Genomic DNA, 26,386 nt, shown 5'->3' on the forward strand with positions numbered 1-26,386 from the left:
ATATATTGATAAAGGAGATGTTTGATAATGAAAAAGCTTGAAATCTTTGATCCTGCAATGTGTTGTTCAACTGGGGTGTGCGGACCTAGTGTTAATCCGGAATTAACGCGTGTCGCATCGGCCGTTTATTCACTTGAACAAAAGAACTTTGATATTACACGCTATAATCTTGGGAATGATCCGGGTGCATTTGTAGACAATGATGTAGTAAACAGGGTCCTTATAGAAAAAGGCCCTAATGCTCTTCCTTTGATACTTGTGAATAATGAGGTTGTAAAAGAAGGTGCCTATCCGAAGAATGAAGAGCTGGCAGAGTGGCTTGGTGTAAAGGCTGCTGAACTTCAGGAAAAACCACGCGTACGTGTTTCACTCAAGTTTGATAAAAAAGGAGAATAACCATGTATCCATTATTCAATCCTAACAAAGCTGCGCTAACTCCATTTTTGTTTTTTACCGGAAAAGGTGGTGTCGGTAAAACATCTACAGCTTGTGCGACAGCAGTGTCGCTCGCTGACCAGGGGAAAAAAGTACTTTTAGTAAGTACCGATCCTGCTTCAAATTTACAGGACGTTCTCAATGTAGAATTGACGAATGATCCAATTGCTATTCCAAGTGTAAACAATTTGTTCGCTTGCAATATAGATCCGGAAACATCAGCGAAAATATACCGTGAAAAAGTTGTTGGTCCTTATCGAGGGAAGCTGCCAGATGCTGTTCTTTCAACGATGGAAGAACAGTTATCTGGTGCTTGCACAGTTGAAATTGCTGCATTTGATGAATTTTCTCATCTGTTATCCGATGAAGATGTGTTAAATAAATATGATCACGTATTGTTTGACACTGCGCCGACTGGGCATACATTACGTCTATTACAATTACCAACTGCGTGGACCGGATTTTTAGAAGAAAGTACACATGGCGCTTCTTGTTTGGGGCCATTGTCAGGTCTTGGAGAGAAAAAAGAGTTGTATGCGAAGGCAGTAGAGTCTCTTTCTAATCCAGAAAAAACGACGCTAATTTTGGTTTCGCGTCCGGATGTATCTTCCTTAACTGAAGCGAATCGGGCTTCCTCAGAGCTGAAAGATATCGGTATTAAAAATCAGATACTTATCATAAATGGACTTCTTCAGACTCATCATCCTGATGATGACGTGTCAAAAGCATTTTATGAGCGACAACGCAGTGCACTAAAAGAAACGCCCGAAGCTTTAAAGCAGGTTGTGACGTTCTCCCTTCCATTCGTTTCATATTCATTAACCGGAGTTGATAACCTTCGGCACTTATTTAGCTCTTATACGATTACTGAATTTGAAGCCGACAGCCTAGGAAAAGAAATAATTCAGCCTTCGGGATTAAACAAAGTAATCGATGATTTTTCATCGAAAAACATACGTGTGATCTTCACAATGGGTAAAGGTGGGGTTGGTAAAACCTCGATTGCATCTGCTATTGCGGTTGGTCTCTCTGAGAAGGGACATCGTGTTCATTTAACTACAACAGACCCAGCAGCTCATGTTGCGTACATGTTTGAAGGTAGTAATTTGAAAGACAATTTGACAATTAGCAGCATAGATCCAGAAGTTGAAGTCAAAAAGTACCAGCAGGAAGTGCTTTCTACAGCAGGAGAAGGGCTGGATGAAGAAGGAATTGCGTATTTGAAAGAAGACCTAGAATCACCATGTACAGAAGAAATTGCGTTGTTTAGAGCATTTGCGGAAGTAGTGGAGAAGTCGGAAAATGAAATCGTTGTTATTGATACAGCCCCGACCGGACACACATTGTTGTTGCTTGATTCTACGGAAGCGTATCACAAAGAAATGAGTCGTTCGACTGGAAATGTACCAGAGAGTGTAAAAAAGCTTCTTCCGCGATTACGTAATCCAAAAGAAACTGGGGTGGTCATTGTGACGTTGGCCGAAGCGACTCCAGTATTAGAAGCTGCTCGATTACAGGAAGACCTCAAACGTGCGCAGATTGATCCGAAGTGGTGGGTCATCAATCAAAGCCTGTACGCAACCAATACCGCTGATTTTGTTTTAAAAGGCCGTGCACTTTCAGAAATAGAGTGGATTAAAAAAGTGGAAGAAGAACTAGCACCGCAATTTGCAGTAATCCCATGGTTGCATGAAGAGAAGATTGGTTACGACAAATTGAAAGAATTTATTCTATAAAAATTTGGAGGTACAGACATGCATAAAGTAGTGATTTTAGGAACTGGCCCTGCGGGTTTAACAGCAGCAATTTATCTAGCAAGAGCTAACATGAACCCTATTGTAATTGTAGGTGACCAACCAGGAGGACAATTAACACTAACTACAGAAGTTGAAAACTTTCCAGGTTTTACAGATGGAATTACGGGACCTGAACTTATGGATAACATGAGAAAACAAGCAGAACGCTTTGGAGCTGAATTTAAAAGAGGATGGGTAACGGATGTGGATTTGTCTAAAAAGCCTATCAAGCTTCATGTTAATGGTTTAGGGGAAATTGTAACAGAATCACTAATCCTTTCAACAGGTGCAGCAGCAAAACTTCTTCAAATTCCAGGTGAAAAAGAATATATTGGTTCAGGTGTAAGTACTTGTGCAACCTGTGATGGATTTTTCTACCGAGGTAAAAAAGTAATAGTAATCGGAGGTGGGGACTCCGCAATGGAAGAAGCTAATTTCCTAACTAAGTTTGCGTCTGAGGTAGTGATCGTTCATCGTCGTGACGAGTTGCGCGCTTCAAAGATTATGCAAGAACGAGCAAAACAAAATCAGAAAATCACTTGGGCGTTAAATAAAACCCCTATAGAAGTAATCGGGGATGGTATGAAGATAAATGGTTTGAAAGTGAAAAATAATGATACTGGCGAAGAAGAAATGATTGAGGCAGACGGTATTTTTGTCGCAATTGGCCACACACCAAACACGGCTTTCTTAAATGGACAAATTAAAACAGATGATGTTGGTTATATTCAAGTAAAGCCTGGAACTACAGAAACAAACATACCAGGTGTTTATGCGTGTGGCGACGTCCAAGATAATAAATATCGACAAGCAATTACAGCTGCTGGTACTGGATGTATGGCTGCACTAGATGCAGAAAGATACTTAGAAGGTTCTGTAAGTAACGATTGGAGTTCAACATTGGATGAGGTGAAAGAAGGATGACGACAAAAACTTATCAGGAATTAATTGAAAAAAGTATTTTTATTGGTGGTGCAGATGATGCTGTGGATGTTATGAAGAATGAAAAAGTCGATGTAATCGTAGATTTACGTGCAGAATCCGCGAATATTTCATCGGATAGTAATCGGATTCATTGTCCGATTGTTGATGGTGCAGATTTACAAGATGAATCTGTGAATAAAGCTATCAATTCGGTCGTCAAATCATACAATGATGGAAAGAAAGTCTTCGTTCATTGCGGTGGGGGAAGTAATCGAACAGGTACTGTGGCTATTGGAACACTTTTGGCCCTGGGTAAAGCAGATACAATTGCTGAAGCTGAGAAAAAAGCGAAAACAATTCGTCCAAAGATTAATGTGAAGCCAGCCATGAAAGACTCATTAAAAAGGCTATTCCCAGATGCCTAAGCATTTGGATGGAAAAAGAAGGGGAGAAAATAATGGAAATCACAAACGAAGCTAAAGAATATATTCAATCACTATTGAAAGAACAGCAAGCTAAAGGACTTCGGATTTATGCCATTGAGGGTTGCTGTGGACCGCAAATCGGTTTATCTCTTGATCCGCCTGAGGAGTCGGATACTATATCTTTGATCAATGACATCCAAGTTGCCATTTCTACTTTAGCTTTAGGGCTTTTGAGCAATTTAACATTGGATTTTGAAACTGAAGGTAATCAATCTGGTCTGGTAATGATTGGTGCGCCAAATAACTGTTAATACATTCAAGAAGAAAGTATTAAATAAAGGATGTACCTCCACTATGTAATTCTGCTATTTTTGCTATGTGATTCTATTTTTGTTAATATTAATATATATCCAATTGTTTCTTTGTCACCTTTATCACTGGTGAAAGTCGTTACACTTTTTGCATATGCAGAAAGAGATTCGGCACAAATTTTTAGCCTTTGTATTCCTTATTTATAGGAGAAGTTAGGCAGACGTATTCGACGTCCATAAATTGCTTTTGCATATCAGAAGAGATACGAGATACTTACGCACTTTGCGTGATATATATTAAAACCGGTTTTCCTATCCAGGGGAGATCGGTTTTTTTGCTTTCAAATAGAATTGAAGGGAGGGGGAAGAGGGATTATTGAAATAGTATAAATCGAGTTATTTTAAAACGCATTTACTTAGCAATCGCTAGGTGTAAATGCGTTTTTTTATTTATCTAAAATACAAAAATAGAAAGGGGTGTTAGGTATGTCAATTAATCTTGATAATATGACAGCTGTTCAAAACAAGCAACAAGAAGGAATTTTGGGACACTTGATGTGGTTCTCAGTTGGAAAACAATTAATCAAAATGGAAGATTTGGAGCAAGCACTTGTTCAATCAGGGTTGCCTGTCGAATGGATGCCGAATGCAATCCGTCCAGCCGATGCTTTCCGAAGGAGTACAAAAGAGATAGAAACTAGAAAATCTACTGGACATGCTGGGGTATTCGAGAACTTCCTTATACGTGAAGTATTCTCGGATAAGAGCCACGTGCAAAGAAACATTGTGGTGGAGACTGTGGATCAAGCTGGTAAACGTCTTGATTACAACAGTAAAGCAGGAGTAATCACACTAGATAAGAATAATAGTTCTCTGATTTTTATAACGGAGAACGAAATTGCAAAAGAGCTGTGTTTTGAAGCTGAACGTAAATTTAATATTTATAAAGACCATTATTCAGCCCAGCAAGTAAGAGTAATGGTCAATAAAATTCTACAGTCATTAGCACCCACACCTGTTCGTCCGAATGGGGGAATATACTTTGTCCCAGATTCACATACGGAAGGGTTGAATCAGCTTGTTAACTTCACGTCCTCCCTTGAGAACAGTGAAGGGTTCAAGATACCCGTTGTTAATACATTCGACAACAGGCAAATGGTGAACACGAAGCTAAATGACCATTTAGAATCTATTTTACATGATTGTAAATCGAGTGCTGGGCTGAAAAAAGGACAAGTGAAAGAGATTATTGAAAATGCGAAGTCTGTAATTGCAAACTATCGTAATTACAAAGGCGTTGTCGCTAATGAAGCAGATACGCTAGAAAATAAAATAATGATGATTCGTGCTGCGGTTTCGAAAATGGTTGCGGATCTTTAAAAAGAATTGGAATGGAGAGATTGATATGACTGAGTTTTATCAAACGATAATGGGAAGAAAATTCTATGAAAGAGATATTGTTGATTGTGTACAACATGTTAAGAAGATTGCTCAAGAACTCGAACGTTCAAATGAATTAAAAGAACAAGAGTTGCAGCTAAGAATGCGGGAGCTATCGATAAAAGAACAAGAATTGTTTGTTCTTTCAGCAAAAAACTAAAGAGGGTTCATATAAAAGGGAGTTCGGCTGTAATAAAAACCGACTTCCTTTTTCTATTTAAATTAAAAATAAAGGGGTTTTTCAAAATGACAAACACAAATTTTGCAAAGCTAGAGGAAATTAAAAATGCACTCAATGCTAAGTTTTTTGAGCGCGAGAAAGAAGTCGAAGGGATTCTTGTTGCTCTTCTTTCAAGGCAGCATATGCTCATGATTGGACCTGCCGGAACAGCGAAATCAGCATTGTCGGTTGAGTTAGCAAAAATCGTACAGGGAACAGCATACTTCCAGTGGTTGCTGACAAGATTCAGTACTCCCGAAGAAGTATTCGGCCCGTTGTCGTTAAAAGACCTTGAACAAGGCGTGTACAAGCGGAATACCGCAACTAAAATGCCGGAAGCTAATCTTGTATTTCTAGATGAGATATTTAAAGCTAATTCAGCAATCTTGAATAGTTTGCTAACACTTATAAATGAAAGGCTTTTCTATAATAATGGAACGCCGGTAAAGGTTCCTTTGATGTCAGTCGTTGGAGCTTCGAACGAATACCCGGAAGAGGGAGAGGGACTTGAAGCACTTTTCGATAGGTTCTTACTTAGGTTCGAATTAGATTACATTGCAGATGAAATGAATTTTGTTTCTATGATGAAGGGCACAGGTCAAAATCAGGTTATGCCTTCCATGACAATGGATGAATTGGTTCAACTGCAGTTTTTTACTGACATGGTTACAATTCCTGAAGAAGTATATGAAACTCTTTCAAAAATCCGTAATGAATTGCGTGATGAAGGAATCCGTCCTTCTGACAGACGGTTTAAACAGTCGCTTTCGGTTCTTCAAGCAAAAGCATTGATAAACCAAAGACAGGTAGTAAAAGTTGATGATATTGTCATCCTTGAAAATGCCCTTTGGGAAACAGTGGATCAAAGAGATAACGTTTCTCTGATTGTTCGTAGCCACGCACAAGACGTGGTTACTCGAAAGCTTGATTCGATTCAGAGAGAAGCAAGTGAAGTATTTTCTTCGATGCAGACGGATGCTTCTACTGATGCAGGTATGGAAGCAACCCAAAAATTGAAATCGTTGGTAGCTGATTTAAATAAGTTGAAAAAGCATAATCAAAGTAGAGATGCTGATATTGATTCTCTACTTGATAAAGTGAAAGCGATGCAACAAGAAATACTTGACAGTATTTTGGAGCCGATGGATTTTGGCACCGCAAATGAAAAGTCAACAGTACAAATGCCATTTTAAAAATACATTGATGGAGGTTATTGGAATGCCGGGGAATTAATCCTTGGCATTTCTTTGTTATAAAAAATTGAAAGGGAGTGTTTTATTTGAAACCAATAAGAGTAAGAGATGAAAATCATTCTGTATTAAATACAGATACATTCGATAAAAGACGTTTCAAAGAAATTTATAATATGTCGCAAGGACTTCAAAAGTTAAGCATTGATGGGGAACTTCCTGAGTTTGAACCGTTACTCGGTGACATATGGGCTTCTTTATACAAGATGAAACCCGAATTGACCGAAGATGAAATTCCTGATGATTTGCAAGTTAACAAATCGTTTATGGAGAAAATCATGAATGATGATTCGTTTGAAACCTATCGAAAATTTACTCGATTGGATGACATATCTTCAGCCATCGGAACTGTGAAATTTGGGGAGAAGACGAATGAATGGTTAATTGAACAAAAGGAACGGGATGAAAGTTTAAAAAAACAAATGCAAGAGATTCAGGCGATGAAAAGACAACTTCAAAAGCAGGAACAACAAAATGGGGCGGGAAATGGTAACGGGAAGCTAGAAGAAGACTTGAAATCAGCCATGTCAGACTTGGACAGTCAACTTCAACAAACGTTACAGAACAACAGTCATAGCTTTTCTGAAGCGATGTCACAAGCTATGCAGGAAACGAAACAGGTGAAGGATAGCTTGAAATCATTACTAGGAGGCACGAGTGCTGGTAGTGGTGACGCAAAACTGAAAAAAGTTCCTTTACGGGATCAAATTACATTAGCTGAAAAAATTGCATCAAATAAACAGATGAAAGAAATTGCAGATTGGGCTGGTCGATTTAAACAGATAGCCCGTAAAAAGCAAAAGTCTAAGCATAGTGATTCAATGGAAAGAAGTGGGGTTACGTTAGGAAATGATATTGAGCGACTGCTACCGATGGAATTGGGCTTATACACGCACTCAATAACGAAGAATGACTTCCTACGTCGCTTTGTAGAAGGCCAGACGATGATGTATGAACAGAAAGGGCAAGAAGTATTGGGGAAAGGTCCAATCTTACTTTGTTTGGATCAGTCAGGTAGTATGAATAAGCTAGATACCCAATCCAAGGGATTTACATTAGCCCTTATGTCAATTGCAAGAAAACAAAGAAGGGATTTTTGTTTGATATTGTTCTCTACTCGTACACAAGTCTTTAAATACGAGAGAGGAAAAATTAAAAGTTCAGATATGATCAATTTAGCTCAAACTTTCTTAGGTGGAGGTACGGACTTTGCACTTCCTCTTGACGGAGCATTGAAAGTAATAAACGAAAGTCGTTTTAAACAGGCGGATTTAGTTTTCGTTACTGATGGTGAAGACCGAGTAAAAGATTCGTTTTTAGAAGCATTCAATAAAAAGAAAAAAGAAAAGGAATTTAATGTACTATCTCTAGTAATAGGAAATAACACAAAAACAGTAGAGCAGTTTTCAGACAGTGTAGTTCATATTAAGGATTTTGATGATGCAGGAAGTTTTACTGCTTTTGAAATATAAAGTAAAAGCTAGAAGCTCTCATTTATAGTAACGAGTTCAGCTTCCGGAGAGAAAAAGGCTAATACAACAATAGAAATAACAAATCTATTATCATATTCTTTAACAACGAATCAACAGTATAAATAGCACACAAAAAAGCTCAGACTTAAATCTGAGCTTTTTTAAGGCTATATAGTTACTTTTTTGTTCCGCAATCGCGGCCTATAACGGAATAAGTTTTATGCTCTTAAAAACCATTTTAAACACGGCCACCCGTAGTTTAAAGGCACGTTTATCTTCGCCATGCAAATTATTGGCTTAGTCGAAGGTAAGAACAAATTCTTCTACATCTTCGCCACGTGCATTGGAAAACCCGCTGTCTTCACCAGTGATCGTGAATCCACATTTTTCAAGAACCTTGAGTGACCCAATGTTGTCTTTTGCAGCACGAGCATTAAGGGGACGGATTGTAACGTGATTCAGAAATTCCCTTAGAGCGTTGGTAGCGATACCCTTGCCCCAAAATTCTCTTCCAATCCAATAGCTAACCTCGAGTTCGCCGAACTGCTCAAAGCACAGAACATTTCCAACCACGTTATTTTCAACAATAATCGTCTGCTTGATGATGTTCTTATCCGTAAGGATTTTGTTCCAGTGTGTAGAGAAGCTATCCCAATCACTGGGATCCTTATTCGTAAAGGCTGCCATCTGGTTTGCATCGCGGTCCTGTTGGTATTTGAAGAAAATCGGAAGATCATCTTCAATTACGTTCCGAAGCATTATATTGCTCATTAAAATTCCCCCTTTGCAGTTCACTTTATTATAGTTCGACTACTTAGGAATAATCCCTTCTCTTATTCAAGAATATGGCCCGAATGCTGAAAAAATAAAAATAAGCACTCTTTAGCTACTTTGTAATTTTTGGTGATAATTTGCGCATGATATAAGTCCCTAAACTGATAACGATAAGTAAAGCGTTTTTTGTTTGGATTATGATTTTAACTTAGCTTGATGGTTATGCGGAAGTATACAGAGGGAAAAGGTATAGAATTAATTGACGAAGGAGAGATTACCAAAGGAAGCCTTAACGACGTAGACATATCAAAAAAATGGCTATGATGAGCAGGAAAAGGAAGGTATTCTATATGCAGAGTGGTCTGAACCTGAAGAGTTTTTCGTTGAAACTTATTGGGAAAACGTAACAAGTAATAACGTTGTGAGTAAATTAAACTAGGAGCGTAACAAATGGACAAAACAGTATATCTGGTAAGGCATTGTCAAGCTGCAGGACAAGAGCAACAGGCAGAACTGACTGAAGAGGGAAAAGAACAAGCGAAAGAATTGACGCGCTTTTTTGAGAAGCGGAATATTAAGCACATCATTTCCAGCCCTTTCACGAGGGCGATTCAATCCATCCAGCCAACAGCAGACAGCCTAGGCCTGCAGGTGGAAATTGACGACCGGCTTGCTGAGCACAAGCTGATTTCAAAAAACCTAAAAGACTGGCTGGAACGCCTAGAAGAATCCGTTCGGGACATGGATTTGAAAATGGCAGGCGGAGAATCAAGCCGCGAAGTCGCAAAAAGGGGAATGGAAGTGCTTGAAGCGGCAACCGACGGCACCGTACTGATTACTCATCGCAATACGATGGGGCTTTTATTGATGCAAATTGATGGCATGCAGGGGCTCAAAGAATGGGCAGGATTGTCGCACCCGGATGTCTACGAAGTGAAAGTAAAAAAGGATAGCTATTACGTGAGGAGAATCTGGGGCTCGAAAAATGTCAAAAAATAACCCCCTGATATCGGAGGTGTAATGCGTTGCCAGTTACAAATATAGACGGGGTAGATCTGTATTATCACGTTCAAGGCAAAGGGATACCTATCGTGTTTATCCATCCTCCCTTACTCACAAGCATGAATTATATCTACCAAGTGAATGAATTATCAAATCGATTCAAAGTTATTGTCTTTGACATTCGTGGCCATGGAAACAGCTCTTTTTCAGAAAAAGCATTGACTTATCCATTAATTTCACATGATATCAAACAACTATTGGACCATTTAAAAATAGATAAAGCTTTCATATGCGGCTACTCAACGGGAGGGTCCATTGCCCTTGATTTTTTGCTGACATACCCCAAGCGCTCTTTAGGAGGCATTCTTATAGGAGCCCTGTCAGAAGTAAAGGATCTATCATTAAAAAATAAAATTACTTTAGGAGTAAAGTTAGCGGAATGGAAGGCACTTAAAGCTCTTGCTTTATCCGTTTCCTTTACTAACTCCAATACTGGACAATTGTTTAAAGACTTATATATCAACGCAAAAAAAGGGCAAGCCCAAAATGTTAAACAATATTATCAATACAGTTTGCAATATAACTGTACGGCCCGTTTAAATCAAATTAAATGTCCTGTTTTGTTGCTGTACGGGGAAAAAGATAAGGCGTTTCATCGCTACGCCCATTTATTACAAGAAAATCTCCCTGTCAACGAGTGCATACTCATAGGAGACATAAAACATCAGCTTCCTACAAAGGCGGCCGTGGCGGTGAACAATTTCATTAAGCAGTTTGTATCTACTCATGGAGCTCAGAACGGAGGAAATTGAATAGTTGCTCACTGTTTTTGAGCATGGATATCCAGATGGTTCTTCTTAACATTTGCTCAATCAAGAAAAGACTCTAACGTCAAATTGCGGATGCCAATAATTAAGTGAATAGAGGTGGGTCTCCTTTCCCTTAATTATTGTTTTTTGTACTGGGGCTCTTCTTGCTCCAGTCAGACTCCATCCTCCCTTAATTATTCAGTTAAATGGCCCGATAAGGGGGTATCTTATGGCTGTGTAATGTTTGTATAAAATGAGATAAAGTGTAAAAACCATTTACATCGGCGAGCCTAACTGCCCTCTTTTCATATCACAAACTTAGCAAAATATTCGCCTATTTTTTCTTCGGTACGATTCTTCAAATCTTCACTCGAATATTTCTCGAACTTCTCGTATGCCCCACTTGATAATATGAATTCCGTAAACTCTTTGTTGCTGTTACGTTTAATCAGTTGCATGTTATTTCGCAATAGATAAATATTTGTTTTCTTTAAATCAGCCCGAACACTTTTCAACGCCTGTTCAATCATTTTTGTATATGGTCGCTTAAATTTAAGTTGAGTTTCTTCTATGGTAAGCATATCTTTTTCGAGGATTGTGATTAACATTGGTAAATATATTGCGTTATTAAAATGCTTCAACGCATCCGCTGGAATAGATGTCATTTGTTAACCCTACTTTCTTTTTATAACGACTACAAAAATAACTATATCATTATTTTCTATTAATGGTAGTATATAAATGATTAAAGGTTTTGAATATATAATAAATGAAAAGGAGTGTAGATAACCAAATGCAAGTTTATCAGAGTGATGACAAATTCGTGTTGGCCGTCGAAGGAGGACAGTTCCGCGAATTCGATAGTGTACCAAAAGCAATAATCACCAACAATAGACCTGTACCTACAAGAATGTGGCTAACGCCAGAAGAAAAAGATATTGATCCATTTAAAGATACTTTCTGGCTATACAACTATGAGTTTCGAGAGTTTTTGTGTGACGATAATTTGATACATATTTTAAAGATTGATTATACACGGGAAAAACCTTCCTACGCTGCCGGTGAAGCAACCTTCTTTTTAGACGCCGAATATGTACACGATAAAATCGAAGAGTTACGCGAGAGAAGAATGTTAGCAGAGTACCACTGGGATGCAAATGTCCCGACATGGATTGAAATTGAACGAGGATTTAAGTATGACGATGAAGATGAAGAAGATGATGAGGAATATCAATAAAAAAAGGCGAACGCTAAATAGTAAATGAGCCTTTTAACGTCAATTATTACCATTCATGTCTTTCGCGTGGTTCATTAGTTCACTAGTCGGACTAAATATATACCTAGACACTAAAGTAAATACCAATCACTTTAGTATACGGAATAATTAGAGCACATTATTCTATGCACTCTTGTTGATTACCGTGCAATTTCAGTGAGGGCCTTTTGATTCTTTCAGTTGTACCTTTTATAATAGAAGGAACAAATCTTATCGAAAGAGGTGTGTATATGGCGATTATTATACCTTTTAAAACTAGACAGCAATTAGAAACAGAAAATGCGGTTAAAGTTATTCGTGAGTGGGAAACTCATTTAGAATGGGAAGAAGCGAATTGGCACCATGTAATAGAAAGAGAGGAAGAGCAAGAGCTATCTCAGATAGAAATTGAGTGGCTGAATGAATGGATTAAAGAAAATGAGTAAGTTGAGAAAACAGAAATTCCAGAAGATTAAAGGACTCCCATTTAGGAAATCCTTTTTAAATCGATAATAGAAGAATGAGTATGGGTGTATGATCTAATCCTAAAAGTCAATGTGTAATAAATGTGTAATATTAATTCTGTTCTCAACGTTTTCAATCGTATGTCGTGAAAAATGAAAAACATACGAACCATTGGTACGACAACGTTCCCGTGTAATATGAGGATTGTTAACGTATCCCAATATATCCTAATTTAATCGTGGGATGGTTACGAACCACGTCATAAGATGAACCTTGTCTATTATACATGTTTTCTAGAGAAAGTGTAGAGGATTCATTATGCAAAATACCCGATAAATGGAAGCCGTGAAAGAGGTTTTTTAACGTTGCCATAATTCTTCCAAATAAATGGAGAAGTTCAGCCGCTGAATTCTCCGGCTGAACTTTTTCTGTATTCGCTTAGTATCTTTCTCATTTTTCTTGAATTATATCTTCGCAATGTTCTCTAAGTAAGAATGATGGAAAAGAATCGATGCAATCGATTCCGAAAAAAACGTAATAAAGCAAAAGAACCACTCGTCACGATTAAAAATGAAAATGTTAATAGTAACTTGTGATTAATAGGGGAGTAGAAAACAGCCTGTTCAGTAACATAGGTTGCGAGCGCTTCCATACATAATTACAAAACTCGAGTAACTAGATAGAAAGGGATAGCGAAGGAAAACCGCTATCCCTTTTTACACGCTGATTTCTTTCCGTTTACTCGAAGAAGGAATGTTTAGTTCTTCCTGGTACTTGCTAATCGTCCATCTTGATATCGTGATTCCTTTTTCCTTGTTGAAGTATTCAGCAATTTTTTGATCATTCAATCGCATTTCATTAACAAGATCAAAAAACGCACCTCAATTGTTAGACACAAATCTAACAATTGGAGATGCTTTTCTTCAAGGATCACTTCATCTCTGGATTTACAAATGCATCCCGGTCCACTGCCAATAAGTAAAGTAGAATAACATCATGACTAGTATATAAAGAGGCATTAATATCGCGCTGATTTTTAATAGATTGCTAGCATTATATGAAATATTTCCTTCCTCATAAAAGAGAAGCAATGCCTTAGAGCTGACTGGAACTGTAACACAATAGTTCATACCTATTAAACTTAAAAAAACAACAGTTGAAGGATTAACGCCTATTGTTTCGCTAAATAATAATAAACCTGGAATAAAGACGATTGCACGTGTTGTGTGTGATGTTATATACAAATGGCTTGTCACAGTTACAATTAAAATAATTAACACAATGAGCCATTCCGGAGCACCTACAAACAAATGCAATACGTTTAGCATTTCTTTTTCAATCCATTTGACTATACCTGTATCAACCAACACCTTTCCAAGTGCAGTTGCTGCAGCAACAAATATAATCAGGTTCCAGGATACTGAACTTATGCCTTGTTTCCAACTAATGATTCCGTAATTCGGCACCATCATTAAAATTGCGCCTATCATTGTAATAAACGCTATGTCATAGCCATGTATGCTTTCTGTCATCCAACCCACTATTAAAAACAAAATCAGTATTATCGTCTTTTTCTCTTTTCCATTTATTTGTTTTTTGTACAGGATTTTTTCTTCTGGCGGTATGTTTTCTATTTCTTTCAATTCACCTCTTGGCCACAACGTCCATTTTATTAAAAGAACTGAAAGTATTGTAATGGCGATAGCGAATGGTACTCCCCATATAAACCATTGAATATAGGAGATGCTTTGATCAACAGTGCTTTCAAGTAAAGCTATTCCGATTAAATGAGAGCCTGCCCCAATTAAAGTAGCAGACGTACTCATTAATATGATAACAGGTGCTAAAATAGCTAGAACATTTCGTTCCTTAGTCGAAAACCTTTGACTCATCTGATCAATGATTGGCATTGATAAAGCTGCCCGGCCAGATGTAGAAGGAATGAAAAATGCTGATGTAAATAACAATGAACTTAATCCAAAGAGCATATTGTTTTTGTTGGTAGACTTTCTCAATATTGAATGGGTTAAACGTTCTGCTAACCCGGATACTTTAACTGCTTCACCAATGATAAAAGCACCTATCATGAGCCACACAACTTCTTCAGAAAGTGAATGATATAACAAATCCGGTTCTGCTGCATTCATTAAAATTATGAACGCAATGAGGGCTATTGCTACAAATCCAGCTGGAATTTTAGTTGCGATCCATAACGTCATTGCTGATAAGAATGCAAATAAGGATATTTTTGCATGGTAGTCTAATGCGCCAATTAATAAGACCGCGATCATGAATAGAAGATGCAGACTAATAATTACTTTTGAACTTACCGATAATTGTTGAATCCAAGACTGAATACGGGTTTGCTTATACACATTTCTTTCCATTCTTGTTCCCATTTTTATGACACGCTTTCTTTAAATTTCATTCTTTGTGCAACGCCTAAGCCAATCGAGACTTGTCGTAATACTGACTCCGTACTCTCTTCTATCCATTTTGGTGCATTTTGTATTGCCTCTTCCAAAGAAGTTGGTTTTTGAATAATACTGCAATATGCATCGATGCCTGCATGATAATTTAAATCTGCCCCTTTACCAATGGTTCCGGTAATCGCAATGACCGGGATGTTATTTTTTTTCGCAATACGCGCAACTTCAGCTGGGATTTTCCCATTTGGCGTTTGAAAATCCAAGCTACCTTCAGCAGTGAATACAATATCGGCTGTTGAAATTTTTTCTTCTATACTTATGTAGTCCATAATAATATCGAATCGTGGATGTAACATGGCTCCCGTAAATGCAATGAGTCCTGCACCTAATCCGCCAGATGCCCCGCTGCCTGGCAGTGAACGAACATCTATCCCAAGCGTTTCTTGAATTAAAGCTGCATAGTGTTCTAGCGCTGATGATAGCTGTTCAACTTGCTTCGGAGACGCTCCTTTTTGAGGACCAAATATACGGGCAACGCCTTCTTCTCCACATAAAATATTTTTCCAGTTACACGCCACATTAATAGAAACATCATGTAATCGTCTATCTATATGAGTCGTCACGATAGAATCCACCTTCATCAAATCTTCTCCGCCGTCGATATCGACGATTTGTCGCTCTTTATCAAAAAAATGAACGCCTAATGCTTGCGCCATTCCTGCTCCACCATCTGATGTACCTGAATCTCCACAGCCGATCAATATATTGTCAATACCTAAATCAAGCGCGGCAATAATTAACTCTCCTACACCATAGGTAGTTGTTTTTAAAGGGTTTCTTTGATTACGCGGGACTAGTTTTAATCCAGACACAGCTGCCATTTCAATGACAGCAGTCCGTTTACCATTCTCCACAAAAATCCCGAAATGACTTTCGATTTTTTCACCGACGGGCCCTGTCACTTTTTTATTAATTAATTCTCCACCTTTTATGTTAACAATCGTCTTCGCAAATCCTTCTCCACCATCAATCATCGGGATAACATCCATATCGATAGTCTGATTAACGCGTCTCACGCCACGTTCCATTGCTAAAGCAACTTCCTCAGCATCTAGACACTCTTTAAATCCCGATGGCACGATTACAATTTTCATATTAAATTCCCTCCAACAATACTTTGATTAGTTTCTAAGTTACTATCCAAAAATTAGAAACTGATGAGGGAATCATTAAGAATCAGGTAGGAAATCAATGAGAATTATGAGAGAGTTCTTGGATCTGATAAATTCCACCTGTAAATCTGCGTCTGGGTAGTATTTTTCAATTGCAATAGGGGGGCTATTGGCAGCGGATATATTCTCAAACACTTGTTTGATAAATATAGAACTAATGCTTAGAAGATAAAAAAATAGCCTTTCATCAATTCACTGAATTGATGAAAGGCCATACTACTTTAACTATGCACTTGATGCATCAATGTTAACCGAGTCTTTCTTAATTCACTCCAAAGATTTCGCGTTCATTTATAGGCTGAACAGGACGTTGGTTATCAGGGAAAATTTGCTGATATGCTTGAATTTGTTCTTTTGACATTTCAATCGGCTCTTCGAAAACAGTCCATTTTACTTTTTCTGCACAAGGTGGTGTCGTTAATGAACCGTTGTAATGGAAAGATGTTTGATTTGAAGGTAGTAAAGCTTCTAAATCGACAGGTTCTTTTATGGCAATATCTTCTTCTGTTTCACTCTTTGGTAATACACCCCAAATGGATGCCAATGTTTCATTTTCTTTTCCTTCTTGAATCATTAAACCAAGGACGGCAAGCTCACCATTCGTATCTTGGTGTACTAGATGTAGTTCCATATCCAGGTGTTGACTATTGAATTGGTGCTCGCTTGGTGTATGGAAATGGAATTGAGCAAGTATGTATTCTTTTCCTTCAACTACAATGCTGTTGCTTGGTATTGCGGGGTTAGCCTGTATGGTAAGACCGGTATTGGTTATTGAAAAATCTGTTGGCTCATACTGAATTTCAACGTTTTCTAGTTTCTCACTTGTTTTAACCTGAGAGGATTCGATATTGATCGGTGATTGTTCATTTCCATTCATGCAGGCTGAGTATGAGGGATTCAATTCCCCCCAATGTTCAGGTCCTATTTCTTCTTCGTAAGACCATTGAGGAGTATGTGTGATATTTACCTCTGTTTCTTCGATTTCTTTCGTGTCAGTTACTTCTTTTTCGGGTGTAGCTGTTTCCGCTTGCGTCTCTTCTGAGCAAGCTCCTAATAATAAGCTTAACGATACAACTAAAAATGGATACACAATGTACTTTTTCATTTTTGGTAAATCCCCTTCTTCCTTATTTTTTATCTATTGCACATAAAATACACTACTAAAAGAATCGAAAAGTGCAAGACGATATTTACCAATATTGCACAAATTGCACAATGCAGTTAATAAATACTACTCGTTTATAAATGAAAACGAGTAAACATATGAATTATCACTTAGTGCTTAATGTTTATTTTTGGTTTTGATAAAAAGTCTCGTGTGTTTCGTGTTTGTAAGGTGCTGACTCAAAACTTCAATAAATTCTACAAAACACAACTTAAATAGGTATTGTCAAAAAGACCGAGAATAAAGTAGATGAATTATAAATGGGGTGTTAAGTGAATGGGTTAAGGAAAAAGAGTAAGAGAAAACAATAGCGCGGAATTTAGTAGACACATTTGTGTATTTCGCATGACTGCAAGATGATTAAAGGATTCCCATTCAGGAAATCCTTGTAGTTTATATAGAAGTTCTTTCTATTTTGTGATTCGATGCAGATTGAGTGGTGTGGATTTGCTTCCGTATTTTTACTAATTGTTCTGCTAAAGCATCTACACTTGTTAAAGTTGTGCTTTCTCCGAAAGAAATACGAATAAACTCTTTCGCTTTTTGCGGATCAACCTGTAACGCCATCATAGCTTTTGAAGAGGTTTGTTGGCCGACTTGGCAAGCGCTTCCTGTTGAAATGGCAAACCCATGGCGATTTAACTCGAGCATCATAAGTTGTCCTTCAACATTCGTGATGCGAAGACCTATGATTTGAGGCATTTGTATGTTCCGATCGTTGCAGTCATATACAGTGAAAAACTCCGGGTACTTCAAAATTTTTGTAAGAAAAGCGTCTCGAAATTTTGTGTGCTTTTCGTTTAATTCTTGCGGGTCTGTCAATTGTTTAGTCGCTGTAATGAATGCGGCAATTCCAGGAACATTGACAGTTCCGCCTTTAAATCCGGATTCATGGACTAAGCCTGGAAAGACCGGAATGATTCGATGTCGCGGGTGAATGTACGCGACGCCAACCCCTTTTGGACCATATGTTTTATGGGCAGAAATTGTCAAGCTATCAACACAATTTACAATCCGCGCTAAATCTATTTTTCCGAATGATTGAACACAATCACTATGAAGAAGAATCCCGTATTCTTTTACAATCTCGGAAATTTCCTCAAGTGGTTGAATGGTGCCAATCTCAGGATTTATATGTTGAACACTAACAAGAATTGTATTTGGTTTAATGGCTTTCTTGAATGTGTCCAAATTGATCAAGCCATCTTTAGTAAATGGAATTTTCGTTATGTCGAAGCCGTCTTCTTTTAAATATTCAAGCGCGGAATCGACTGATGGGTGTTCACCTAATGTTGTAATAATATGATTCCCTTTAGCTCTGTTTGCTTTTGCTAACGAAATAATAGAAAGTAAATTGCTCTCCGTACCACCAGAAGTAAAATAAACCCCCGCTGACTCTACATTGAGCATCGCCGCAAGTTCGGCACGGCAAAATTCTAGCATATTTTCAGCTTCCGTTCCGATTTCATGTAAACTACTCGTATTTCCATAGCAAGAGATTGAAAGTTCCGTATAAACTAACGCCGCCTCAGGATGAAGTGGTGTCGTCGCTGCATAATCGAAATAATTCATCATAAATTCCTCCAAATTAATATAAATAGTAAATACAATCTTGTCATATTAAGAGTAATATGTAAAGATAGGTGTCAAGACAGTTGTTCAGAAAGACAAATATTCGAACCTGTTAAATACTTCTTTAGATTGGCAGTGTAAAGAGGTAATTCAAAATTTATGCTTCAAGTTGCAAAACTTGTAACAAGTGCAGACCTTAGAGTAGTAGGGCGAATACTAGAGAAGACATTCCTATTGAAAACGAACAATGAAGAGAAACGCGCATTGTTCAGTTACAAAAGGGTGTAGAAATGGGGAGAAGACTACATGAACGTCATCAAGTTAAGATCCATGCTTGAACAATTTTATATAGAAGATATCGGGAATGGCGACTTATCCGGTGCGTTTTTATTTCCGGAATCAGCCAGTGGCGAACTGAACCTTATGGCAAAAATGGATGGGATCTTTTGTGGGAAAAGTATTATTCAAGAGTGCATGCGGATTATTGATGATCAGACGACTGTTTCATGCTATATAGCGGATGGAGAAAGAGTAGAAAAAGGGACCATACTGGCATCGGCGAAAGGGTCCATTCAAAGTTTACTTAAAAGTGAACGAGTCCTTTTAAATCTAATTCAACGAATGAGCGGCATCGCAACGGAAACAAGTGAAGTCGTCGAGCGAGTGAAAGGAACAAATGCGCGAATATGTGACACGAGAAAAACAATGCCTGGCTTACGAATGCTAGATAAATACGCAGTGCGCGCCGGCGGTGGTTTCAATCATCGATTTGGGTTGGATGATGCGGTTATGTTGAAAGATAATCATCTTGCTTTCGCTGGATCGATTTCAAGAGCTATCAGAAAGGTTAGAGAAGGTCTCGGCCATACCGTAAAAATAGAAGTCGAAATCGAAAAGTTAGAGCAATTGAAAGAAGCAGTAGAAGCGCGCGCAGATATTATTATGTTCGATAATTGCACACCTGAAGAAATTATGGAGTGGAGACAAATTGTACCAGATTCGATAATCACAGAAGCTTCTGGAATGATTACGAAAGATACAATTTCCGAGTACGCGAAAACGGGTGTTGATTATATATCTTTAGGTTATTTGACGCATTCTGTAAAAGCTTTTGACATCAGTGCGAATGTTTCAGTACATACAAATTAAGTAGGGGGAATTGAGTGTGACAATCTTACAATATTTCGAAGAACAAAAAAGTGGTACGTTACCTGAAAAGTATCGAAGCCTAACGTCTGAACAAATGGAGGCGCGAATTATAGAAATAAAGGAACAGCTTGGTGAAAAGCTTTTTATTCCAGGACATCATTATCAACGGGATGATGTTATACAATTTGCGGACGCGGCTGGCGATTCGCTACAACTTGCTCAGCTTTGCGCAGCGAATGAAAAAGCCGAACATATCATTTTTTGTGGTGTTCATTTTATGGCGGAAACTGCTGATATTTTAACGAACGATAAGCAAAAAGTGTACTTGCCAGACATGCGTGCCGGATGTTCAATGGCCGATATGGCGGACATATTCCAGACCGACCGGGCATGGGATGCATTAGAGAATTTATTTGGCGAAACAATTGTACCGCTAACGTACGTCAATTCTACTGCTGCGATAAAAGCATTTGTCGGAAAAAACGGTGGTGCGACAGTGACATCTTCTAATGCACACGCTATGGTTAAATGGGCATTTACTCAAAAAGAACGTATTCTCTTTTTACCGGACCAACATCTAGGAAGAAATACTGCTTACGACATAGGAATTCCGCTTGAGGAAATGGCGGTATGGGATCCGATTCATGATCAGTTGGAACATGAAGGAGCAATCGAAGACATCAAGGTTATCTTATGGAAAGGGCATTGCTCCGTACATGAAAACTTCACAGTGCAAAATACAATCGATGTGCGAGCGGAGTATCCAGACATGCGTATTATCGTTCATCCCGAATGCTCGCGTGAAGTGGTCGCATTAGCAGATGACAATGGGTCAACAAAATATATAATTGATAAAATCAATGATGCAAATCCTGGAAGCCAATGGGCAATCGGAACGGAAATGAATCTGGTTAATCGTCTAATTCAATCGCATCCGGATAAACATATTATTTCTCTGAATCCAAGTATGTGTCCGTGTCTGACAATGAATCGTATCGACCTTCCCCATTTACTATGGAGTTTAGAAAGTATCGTAAATGAAGAAAATGTAAATCAAATTATCGTAGATAAGAAGATTGCGGAAAATGCGATTATCGCCTTAGAGCGTATGCTGGAAAGAGTATAATGCTTTAGCATCTGAACGCAACTGGTACGGCGATATCAAGGTTTAGCAAAGTACCAAGATTTTTATGAATAGGAACACAAAGATTATAAAGTGAAATCCCATCCCAGTTCAATTTGACTGGGATGGGGATCATGAGAATTTTATCCTTTAATAATATAAACTATCCACATAATTGCACTTACGACATATTCGATGTGTAATCTCTTCTATATAATCATGTGAACAGTTTTCTTGGAGTTCTTTCAGTGTTGTTTCAAGTATTTTGAGTTGATGCTTGCTTTGTTCAATTTTATTCAAAAGTAGTTTCGTCTCTTTCATCGTCAAACCCCCTCCAAAGCGGTATCAAATGTATAGAGTGCCGCCGACCTTTTGGAATTCCTTTGCTTTATCATTCAGGCCTTTTTCGATAGCAAGGTTTTCTTCAAGCAGATTTAGATCTGTATTTTTCCGGATATCATGCGATATTCGCATACTGCAAAATTTCGGACCACACATCGAGCAGAAATGGGCAACTTTTGCTCCTTCAGCTGGCAATGTTTCATCATGGTATTCCAGTGCGCGTTCCGGATCAAGCCCTAAATTGAATTGGTCTCTCCAACGGAATTCGAACCGTGCTTTTGAAAGTGCATCATCTCTTTTTCTGGCATTTGGATGACCTTTAGCTAGGTCAGCTGCGTGTGCGGCTATTTTATAGGCTATTACACCTTCTCGGACATCATTTTTGTTCGGTAGTCCTAAATGTTCTTTCGGTGTTACATAACAAAGCATCGCAGTACCGAACCAGCCAATCATTGCTGCCCCGATTGCGGATGTAATATGATCATATCCTGGTGCGATATCAGTCGTTAAGGGTCCTAAAGTATAAAAGGGTGCTTCTTGACAGACTTCCATCTGTTTATCAACGTTTTCTTTTATCAAGTGCATGGGTACGTGTCCTGGTCCTTCAATGATTACTTGTATATCATGCTTCCATGCAATTTTTGTTAATTCTCCAAGCGTATCTAATTCGGCAAACTGGGCTTCATCATTGGCATCGGCAATCGAACCAGGCCGTAAACCATCCCCTAAAGAAAAGGAAACATCATACTGCTTCATAATTTCGCAGATTTCCTCAAAATGAGTATACAAGAAGCTTTCTTTGTGATGAATCAGGCACCATTGCGCCATGATTGAACCGCCCCTTGAAACAATACCTGTGACACGCTTGACTGTCATTGGAATATAGCGCAATAACACCCCTGCATGGATAGTGAAATAGTCAACACCTTGTTCAGCTTGCTCAATCAATGTATCACGAAAGACTTCCCAAGATAGGTCTTCCACTTTACCATCTACTTTTTCAAGTGCCTGATAAAGCGGGACAGTACCGATTGGAACCGGAGAATTACGGATAATCCATTCACGTGTTGTATGGATATCCTTACCTGTCGACAAGTCCATAATCGTATCTGCACCCCAGCGAGTTGCCCAGGTCATTTTCTCTACTTCGTTCTCGATAGAGGATGTGACCGCGGAGTTTCCGATGTTGGCATTTATTTTTACATGAAAATTTCTACCGATAATCATCGGTTCTGCTTCTGGATGGTTAATATTTGATGGGATAATGGCTCTTCCGCGTGCGACTTCTTCCCGGACAAATTCTGCATCCACACCTTCACGTATTGCGATAAACTCCATTTCAGGGGTAATGATTCCTTTTCTCGCATAGTGCATCTGCGTTACATTTTCACCTTCTTTTGCACGTAGTGGCTTTCTTTTCAGGAAATGAAAGTTATTGTTTTCATTTTCATCCTTCGTTTTATAACCGTTATCTTCCGGCTTTAATTCTCTTCCTTCATATTCTTCTATATCCTTGCGTTCTAGGATCCAGTTTTTCTTTATTGAAGGGAGTCCTTTACGAATATCTACTTTATATTTATCATCCGTATATTTACCACTTGTGTCATAGACTCGTAATGGTTCATTCTCAATCTCGCCTTCATCCGTTATCGTCGATGATAGTTTAATTTCTCTTGCAGGTACAAGAATGTCTGTCCTGCTACCTTGGATGTATACTTTCTTGCTCGCTGGAAAACTTTCATAAATGTGAATCGGCATAGCTTCTTTTTCTTTGTCCATCAAGTCAATCGTCTCCTCTTTTTTAGTTTCTTGGAAGACCGTGACTCAGTCCGAAAGAAGTCATTCCTAATTTCAAAGAATGAATAAATGACACACGATTTTTCACGAAAAAAGACTAGATCCAAGTAAATACGGACCTAGTCTCTCTAAATGAAACATACATATAGATGCATGTCATCAGTAGAATTTAGAAACTTCCCCACGCTGGTATGAGCCAGATCAGGTCCAAAGAGTTAGGAAAACTTAAACGTTTTTTCCCTCTCAGCCCGGACTAACCGGACACCTCTAGTTCAATCTAATTAAATTGTTCAGCCTATCAATTCCAAGTATAGCCAATAATAAAACAATGTCAATAGCTTGAAATATTCATTTGATTAATTTTTTTACTATTCACGACTTAATCTGCAAATATTGAAAAATGGTATATTCAGAGTCATAAAGAATGGTATTCTAATAGTAAAGCGGGTTGGAGGGAAAGTCTTGTCACAACGGTTTTCATATTTTCTAGTACTATTAGGGGCTGTACTTTGGGGAACAACTGGAACGGCTCAAACATTCATGCCGCAAACAATTCATCCATTGGCAGTGGGAGCATCAAGACTCGCAGTGGGTGGTTTCACATTATTAGCCGTTTTACTGATCATGCGCAAAATTGATTTTCGAAACTGGCCATGGCGTCCCACAATCTACGCTGCGATTTCAATGGCTGTCTTCCAGTATTTATTTTTCTCTTCTGTAAGACTAACCGGAATTGCCATCGGAACGGTTGTGACAATTGGAAGCGCACCCGTTTTTTCTGGATTTATTGAATGGTTTCTATTGAAGCGCCGCCCAAACGGGGTATGGATGATTGCGACGCTACTCGCAATTGTTGGGTGCGCACTGCTCTTTATAAACAAAGATGGAATCGTCGTCAACCCAATCGGCGTGACCATGTCGCTCGGCGCGGGACTATTATTTGCGTTTTATGCACTTGTTAATAAAGAAGTCCTTGAAAAAACGGAAGCAATTTCTGCTGTAGCGGTCATTTTTTCGGTTAGCGCACTTATGTTACTGCCATTTCTTTTGCGATTTGAAACAGAGGGTTTATTGACGGGAAGTGGGATTGCGGTAGTTATTTATTTGGGAATCGCAACAACGAGTGTTGCCTATATTCTTTTTTCCACAGGATTAAAACACATTCCTTCCTCATCAGCCGTCACGCTATCACTTGCAGAACCACTCACCGCAGCTTTACTCAGTGTTGTCATTGTTAGAGAAAAATTAGATCTAACATCTTGGATTGGGATTGCTATGCTGCTCGGTGGAATTCTTGTACTGACATTGAGTGGACGAAAATCAAAGAAAAGCCATGTCGCGAATGAATGACATGGCTTCTTTGTTGTTTATGCATCGATAATTGGACTAACCAGAACGGGCTCGGCTTTTCGAATTGACCGTATTAGAATAAGCAGTACAATTTCCATTATAAAGGTAGCGAATATGAGCACGCCACCAACTACGATCCAAAAACCTCCGGATACATTCATTGAAAATGATGCGTTAGCCAATAAAAGTAAATTTGATATCATATATATTATAAAGACTGTGTTTGTTCGGTTAATTAATGTAGTATGATCATAATCTTCCACTATGGTTTTCAGAACCAAGAACAGAAAATAAGCCAGGATTAATTTTAAAAAAAGGAGTACAGCCGTATAGATACTCCAGCCTAAAGAATTTACCTCATCAAGATTGGTAAAGGCAGTTGGAATGGAGACCAAAATCATTCCAACAGCCAAAATTCCTACTTTTTGAGCGTTTGGATAATGTTCCCGAAGACCAAAACAGCCCAGTGCAATTAAAAAATAACCAATAGGATCTGAAAGGATATCAATTCCAATTTCAAAGCGAAGAAATACAAATAGGAATCCCCAAAACACCAAATTCAAGGAACTTCTCATCGCGAACCTCCTTTTATTTTTTCCTGAATAATCCTATCAACATCCTTTTGTTTCAAATCAGGTATGTGATTATTAATAAAGCTATAGGATGTAAATGGTTTGCCACTTTCAGTCGACCCTGTAATTAAGATTGAAGATTCCAAAAAACCGATAAAGTTAGGTGAAATCTGCGAATAAAGTTTGAAACCTTCATCTTTTTCCAGATCGAAAGGAAACTTAAAGTCTTTAATCTCAATGCCATGCAATCCATTCCAGCTACTATCCAAAAGGTCGGGTTGCTCTTGATTAGAAACAGTATTCATGGAATCCATTTTAAGAAAAACATGATCTTTTATAACCTCATCAAATTTGAATCTCATACTGTCAATTGTCAGGTTTTCTCCTGCAGAAAATGCCATTATGCTCAAGTTATCGCTATTAGATCCACTCCATGGTTGGCTGAGCATATTTTCAAATTCATAGGGTTTACGAAGCACAACTTCGCCAATTGGTACAGTTATATCCCGTCCATCGTCGAAGAACAATTTCATCTCGTGAATGATTAATTCATCGTTATCTTTTAATAATTCTTCTAAGTCGTATGAAACTAATTCAATCCGAATTTCACGCAATGAATAATGCGTGAATGTCTGTAAATCAGTCGCGACTTCATTCGCATAGAAGCCGAAGTCATTGAAGAAAAAGTCATCTTGAGCTACATAACCATCGATACCTTCGAAATTCACATGGGAAAGATGGGAATTGTCATTGATATTTGTTAAATAGTAAAGCGTGAGATAACTTATTTCCTCTCCGACCGATAGTTCAATATAATGATCCAAAAATATTGGTTCATCAAGACGTTTGGAATAGGCATAATACGAATTCAAAATCCAACTTAGGCCTATGAAAAACAGTGCAAGCCAAAAAATCCGACCTTTCAAATCGCTCCCCCCCTCATGTGAAAACAATTGCTAAATTCAGTATACTATATGAAAAACACATCTCCCATACTTATTTTTTGTTAATTTATTCACAATCAATGCGCTAGCTACTTGAGTAAACCAATAACCAAAAAAGATAACGCCGAATAAT

The 26,386-nt window shown here is 38.3% G+C and carries 26 protein-coding genes and 1 riboswitch; of the genes, 16 read left to right on the forward strand and 10 right to left on the reverse strand.

Going from position 1 to position 26,386, the window contains the following annotated elements; genetic code table 11:
• Window positions 1-27: 27 nt before the first annotated feature.
• From arsD to JSQ81_RS14215, 9 genes are all read left to right on the forward strand, one after another.
• Window positions 28-396 carry an arsenite efflux transporter metallochaperone ArsD gene (gene arsD / locus JSQ81_RS14175; RefSeq protein WP_212604669.1) on the forward strand — a complete coding sequence of 123 codons (369 nt, stop codon included), beginning with the start codon at window positions 28-30 and terminating at the stop codon, window positions 394-396.
• A gap of 2 nt (window positions 397-398) precedes the next feature.
• Window positions 399-2,171, forward strand: coding sequence for an arsenical pump-driving ATPase (gene arsA / locus JSQ81_RS14180; RefSeq protein ID WP_212604670.1), 1,773 nt, complete (start codon window positions 399-401; stop codon window positions 2,169-2,171).
• An 18-nt stretch (window positions 2,172-2,189) separates the two neighbouring features.
• Window positions 2,190-3,155: a thioredoxin-disulfide reductase gene (gene trxB, locus JSQ81_RS14185; protein ID WP_212604671.1), complete on the forward strand. Its 966-nt coding sequence runs from the start codon at window positions 2,190-2,192 to the stop codon at window positions 3,153-3,155.
• Entirely contained in the window at window positions 3,152-3,580 is a 429-nt protein-coding gene (locus JSQ81_RS14190; protein WP_212604672.1) for a protein-tyrosine phosphatase family protein, read from the forward strand. Before trxB ends, JSQ81_RS14190 begins: the two co-directional genes overlap by 4 nt.
• A gap of 32 nt (window positions 3,581-3,612) precedes the next feature.
• Entirely contained in the window at window positions 3,613-3,891 is a 279-nt protein-coding gene (locus tag JSQ81_RS14195; RefSeq protein ID WP_212604673.1) for an iron-sulfur cluster biosynthesis family protein, read from the forward strand.
• A 486-nt stretch (window positions 3,892-4,377) separates the two neighbouring features.
• A complete protein-coding gene (locus JSQ81_RS14200) occupies window positions 4,378-5,271 on the forward strand; it encodes a DUF6744 family protein (RefSeq protein ID WP_212604674.1) in 894 nt (297 codons plus the stop codon).
• A gap of 25 nt (window positions 5,272-5,296) precedes the next feature.
• Window positions 5,297-5,491: a hypothetical protein gene (locus JSQ81_RS14205; RefSeq protein ID WP_212604675.1), complete on the forward strand. Its 195-nt coding sequence runs from the start codon at window positions 5,297-5,299 to the stop codon at window positions 5,489-5,491.
• Window positions 5,492-5,577: 86 nt separating this feature from the next.
• Window positions 5,578-6,744, forward strand: a complete 1,167-nt coding sequence (locus tag JSQ81_RS14210; protein ID WP_212604676.1) for an AAA family ATPase — start codon at window positions 5,578-5,580, stop codon at window positions 6,742-6,744.
• 77 nt (window positions 6,745-6,821) lie between these two features.
• Entirely contained in the window at window positions 6,822-8,273 is a 1,452-nt protein-coding gene (locus JSQ81_RS14215) for a VWA domain-containing protein (protein WP_212604677.1), read from the forward strand.
• Window positions 8,274-8,570: 297 nt separating this feature from the next.
• Here JSQ81_RS14215 and JSQ81_RS14220 read toward each other — a convergent pair whose 3' ends face one another.
• A complete protein-coding gene (locus tag JSQ81_RS14220; RefSeq protein ID WP_212604678.1) occupies window positions 8,571-9,044 on the reverse strand; it encodes a GNAT family N-acetyltransferase in 474 nt (157 codons plus the stop codon).
• Window positions 9,045-9,497: 453 nt separating this feature from the next.
• Here JSQ81_RS14220 and JSQ81_RS14225 point away from each other — a divergent pair, with 453 nt between their 5' ends.
• Window positions 9,498-10,046, forward strand: coding sequence for a histidine phosphatase family protein (locus tag JSQ81_RS14225; protein WP_212604679.1), 549 nt, complete (start codon window positions 9,498-9,500; stop codon window positions 10,044-10,046).
• A gap of 26 nt (window positions 10,047-10,072) precedes the next feature.
• Window positions 10,073-10,861, forward strand: coding sequence for an alpha/beta fold hydrolase (locus JSQ81_RS14230; protein WP_212604680.1), 789 nt, complete (start codon window positions 10,073-10,075; stop codon window positions 10,859-10,861).
• Between the two features lie 302 nt (window positions 10,862-11,163).
• Here the strand turns inward: JSQ81_RS14230 and JSQ81_RS14235 are convergent, their stop codons facing one another.
• Window positions 11,164-11,523, reverse strand: a complete 360-nt coding sequence (locus JSQ81_RS14235) for a YhjD family protein (RefSeq protein ID WP_212604681.1) — start codon at window positions 11,521-11,523, stop codon at window positions 11,164-11,166.
• Window positions 11,524-11,651: 128 nt separating this feature from the next.
• Between JSQ81_RS14235 and JSQ81_RS14240 the strand changes: the two genes are divergently transcribed.
• Both JSQ81_RS14240 and JSQ81_RS14245 read left to right on the forward strand, forming a co-directional pair.
• Complete coding sequence (locus tag JSQ81_RS14240) at window positions 11,652-12,095, forward strand: hypothetical protein (RefSeq protein ID WP_212604682.1); 444 nt, start codon at window positions 11,652-11,654, stop codon at window positions 12,093-12,095.
• 269 nt (window positions 12,096-12,364) lie between these two features.
• Entirely contained in the window at window positions 12,365-12,559 is a 195-nt protein-coding gene (locus JSQ81_RS14245; RefSeq protein WP_212604683.1) for a hypothetical protein, read from the forward strand.
• A gap of 735 nt (window positions 12,560-13,294) precedes the next feature.
• Here JSQ81_RS14245 and JSQ81_RS14250 read toward each other — a convergent pair.
• The 5 genes from JSQ81_RS14250 to JSQ81_RS14270 all read right to left on the reverse strand — a co-directional run bounded on the left by JSQ81_RS14250 (window position 13,295) and on the right by JSQ81_RS14270 (window position 18,976).
• Window positions 13,295-13,432: an RNA polymerase factor sigma-54 gene (locus JSQ81_RS14250; RefSeq protein WP_212604684.1), complete on the reverse strand. Its 138-nt coding sequence runs from the start codon at window positions 13,430-13,432 to the stop codon at window positions 13,295-13,297.
• A 93-nt stretch (window positions 13,433-13,525) separates the two neighbouring features.
• Entirely contained in the window at window positions 13,526-14,965 is a 1,440-nt protein-coding gene (locus JSQ81_RS14255; RefSeq protein ID WP_249336548.1) for an SLC13 family permease, read from the reverse strand.
• 14 nt (window positions 14,966-14,979) lie between these two features.
• A complete protein-coding gene (locus tag JSQ81_RS14260) occupies window positions 14,980-16,161 on the reverse strand; it encodes a glycerate kinase family protein (protein WP_212604686.1) in 1,182 nt (393 codons plus the stop codon).
• A gap of 340 nt (window positions 16,162-16,501) precedes the next feature.
• A complete protein-coding gene (locus JSQ81_RS14265; RefSeq protein ID WP_212604687.1) occupies window positions 16,502-17,344 on the reverse strand; it encodes a carbonic anhydrase in 843 nt (280 codons plus the stop codon).
• Between the two features lie 453 nt (window positions 17,345-17,797).
• On the reverse strand, window positions 17,798-18,976 hold the full coding sequence (locus JSQ81_RS14270) for an IscS subfamily cysteine desulfurase (protein ID WP_212604688.1): 1,179 nt from the start codon (window positions 18,974-18,976) through the stop codon (window positions 17,798-17,800).
• Window positions 18,977-19,282: 306 nt separating this feature from the next.
• Between JSQ81_RS14270 and nadC the strand changes: the two genes are divergently transcribed.
• Both nadC and nadA read left to right on the forward strand, forming a co-directional pair.
• Window positions 19,283-20,125 carry a carboxylating nicotinate-nucleotide diphosphorylase gene (nadC, locus tag JSQ81_RS14275; RefSeq protein ID WP_212604689.1) on the forward strand — a complete coding sequence of 281 codons (843 nt, stop codon included), beginning with the start codon at window positions 19,283-19,285 and terminating at the stop codon, window positions 20,123-20,125.
• 22 nt (window positions 20,126-20,147) lie between these two features.
• Entirely contained in the window at window positions 20,148-21,251 is a 1,104-nt protein-coding gene (nadA, locus tag JSQ81_RS14280; protein ID WP_371812548.1) for a quinolinate synthase NadA, read from the forward strand.
• 342 nt (window positions 21,252-21,593) lie between these two features.
• On the opposite strand, the gene thiC is transcribed toward nadA, so the two are convergent.
• Entirely contained in the window at window positions 21,594-23,369 is a 1,776-nt protein-coding gene (thiC, locus tag JSQ81_RS14285) for a phosphomethylpyrimidine synthase ThiC (protein WP_212607676.1), read from the reverse strand.
• Between the two features lie 179 nt (window positions 23,370-23,548).
• Window positions 23,549-23,666: riboswitch (TPP riboswitch) on the reverse strand.
• Between the two features lie 183 nt (window positions 23,667-23,849).
• On the opposite strand from thiC, the gene JSQ81_RS14290 reads away from it, so the two are divergent.
• Entirely contained in the window at window positions 23,850-24,737 is an 888-nt protein-coding gene (locus JSQ81_RS14290) for a DMT family transporter (protein WP_212604691.1), read from the forward strand.
• A gap of 17 nt (window positions 24,738-24,754) precedes the next feature.
• On the opposite strand, the gene JSQ81_RS14295 is transcribed toward JSQ81_RS14290, so the two are convergent.
• Window positions 24,755-25,312: a hypothetical protein gene (locus JSQ81_RS14295; protein ID WP_212604692.1), complete on the reverse strand. Its 558-nt coding sequence runs from the start codon at window positions 25,310-25,312 to the stop codon at window positions 24,755-24,757.
• Complete coding sequence (locus JSQ81_RS14300; RefSeq protein WP_212604693.1) at window positions 25,309-26,235, reverse strand: hypothetical protein; 927 nt, start codon at window positions 26,233-26,235, stop codon at window positions 25,309-25,311. The genes JSQ81_RS14295 and JSQ81_RS14300 overlap by 4 nt, the downstream gene beginning before the upstream one ends.
• Between the last annotated feature and the right edge of the window lie 151 nt (window positions 26,236-26,386).

The sequence above is a fragment of the Sporosarcina sp. Marseille-Q4063 genome (genome assembly GCF_018309085.1).
In the GTDB taxonomy this organism is placed as follows: Bacteria; Bacillota; Bacilli; order Bacillales_A; family Planococcaceae; genus Sporosarcina.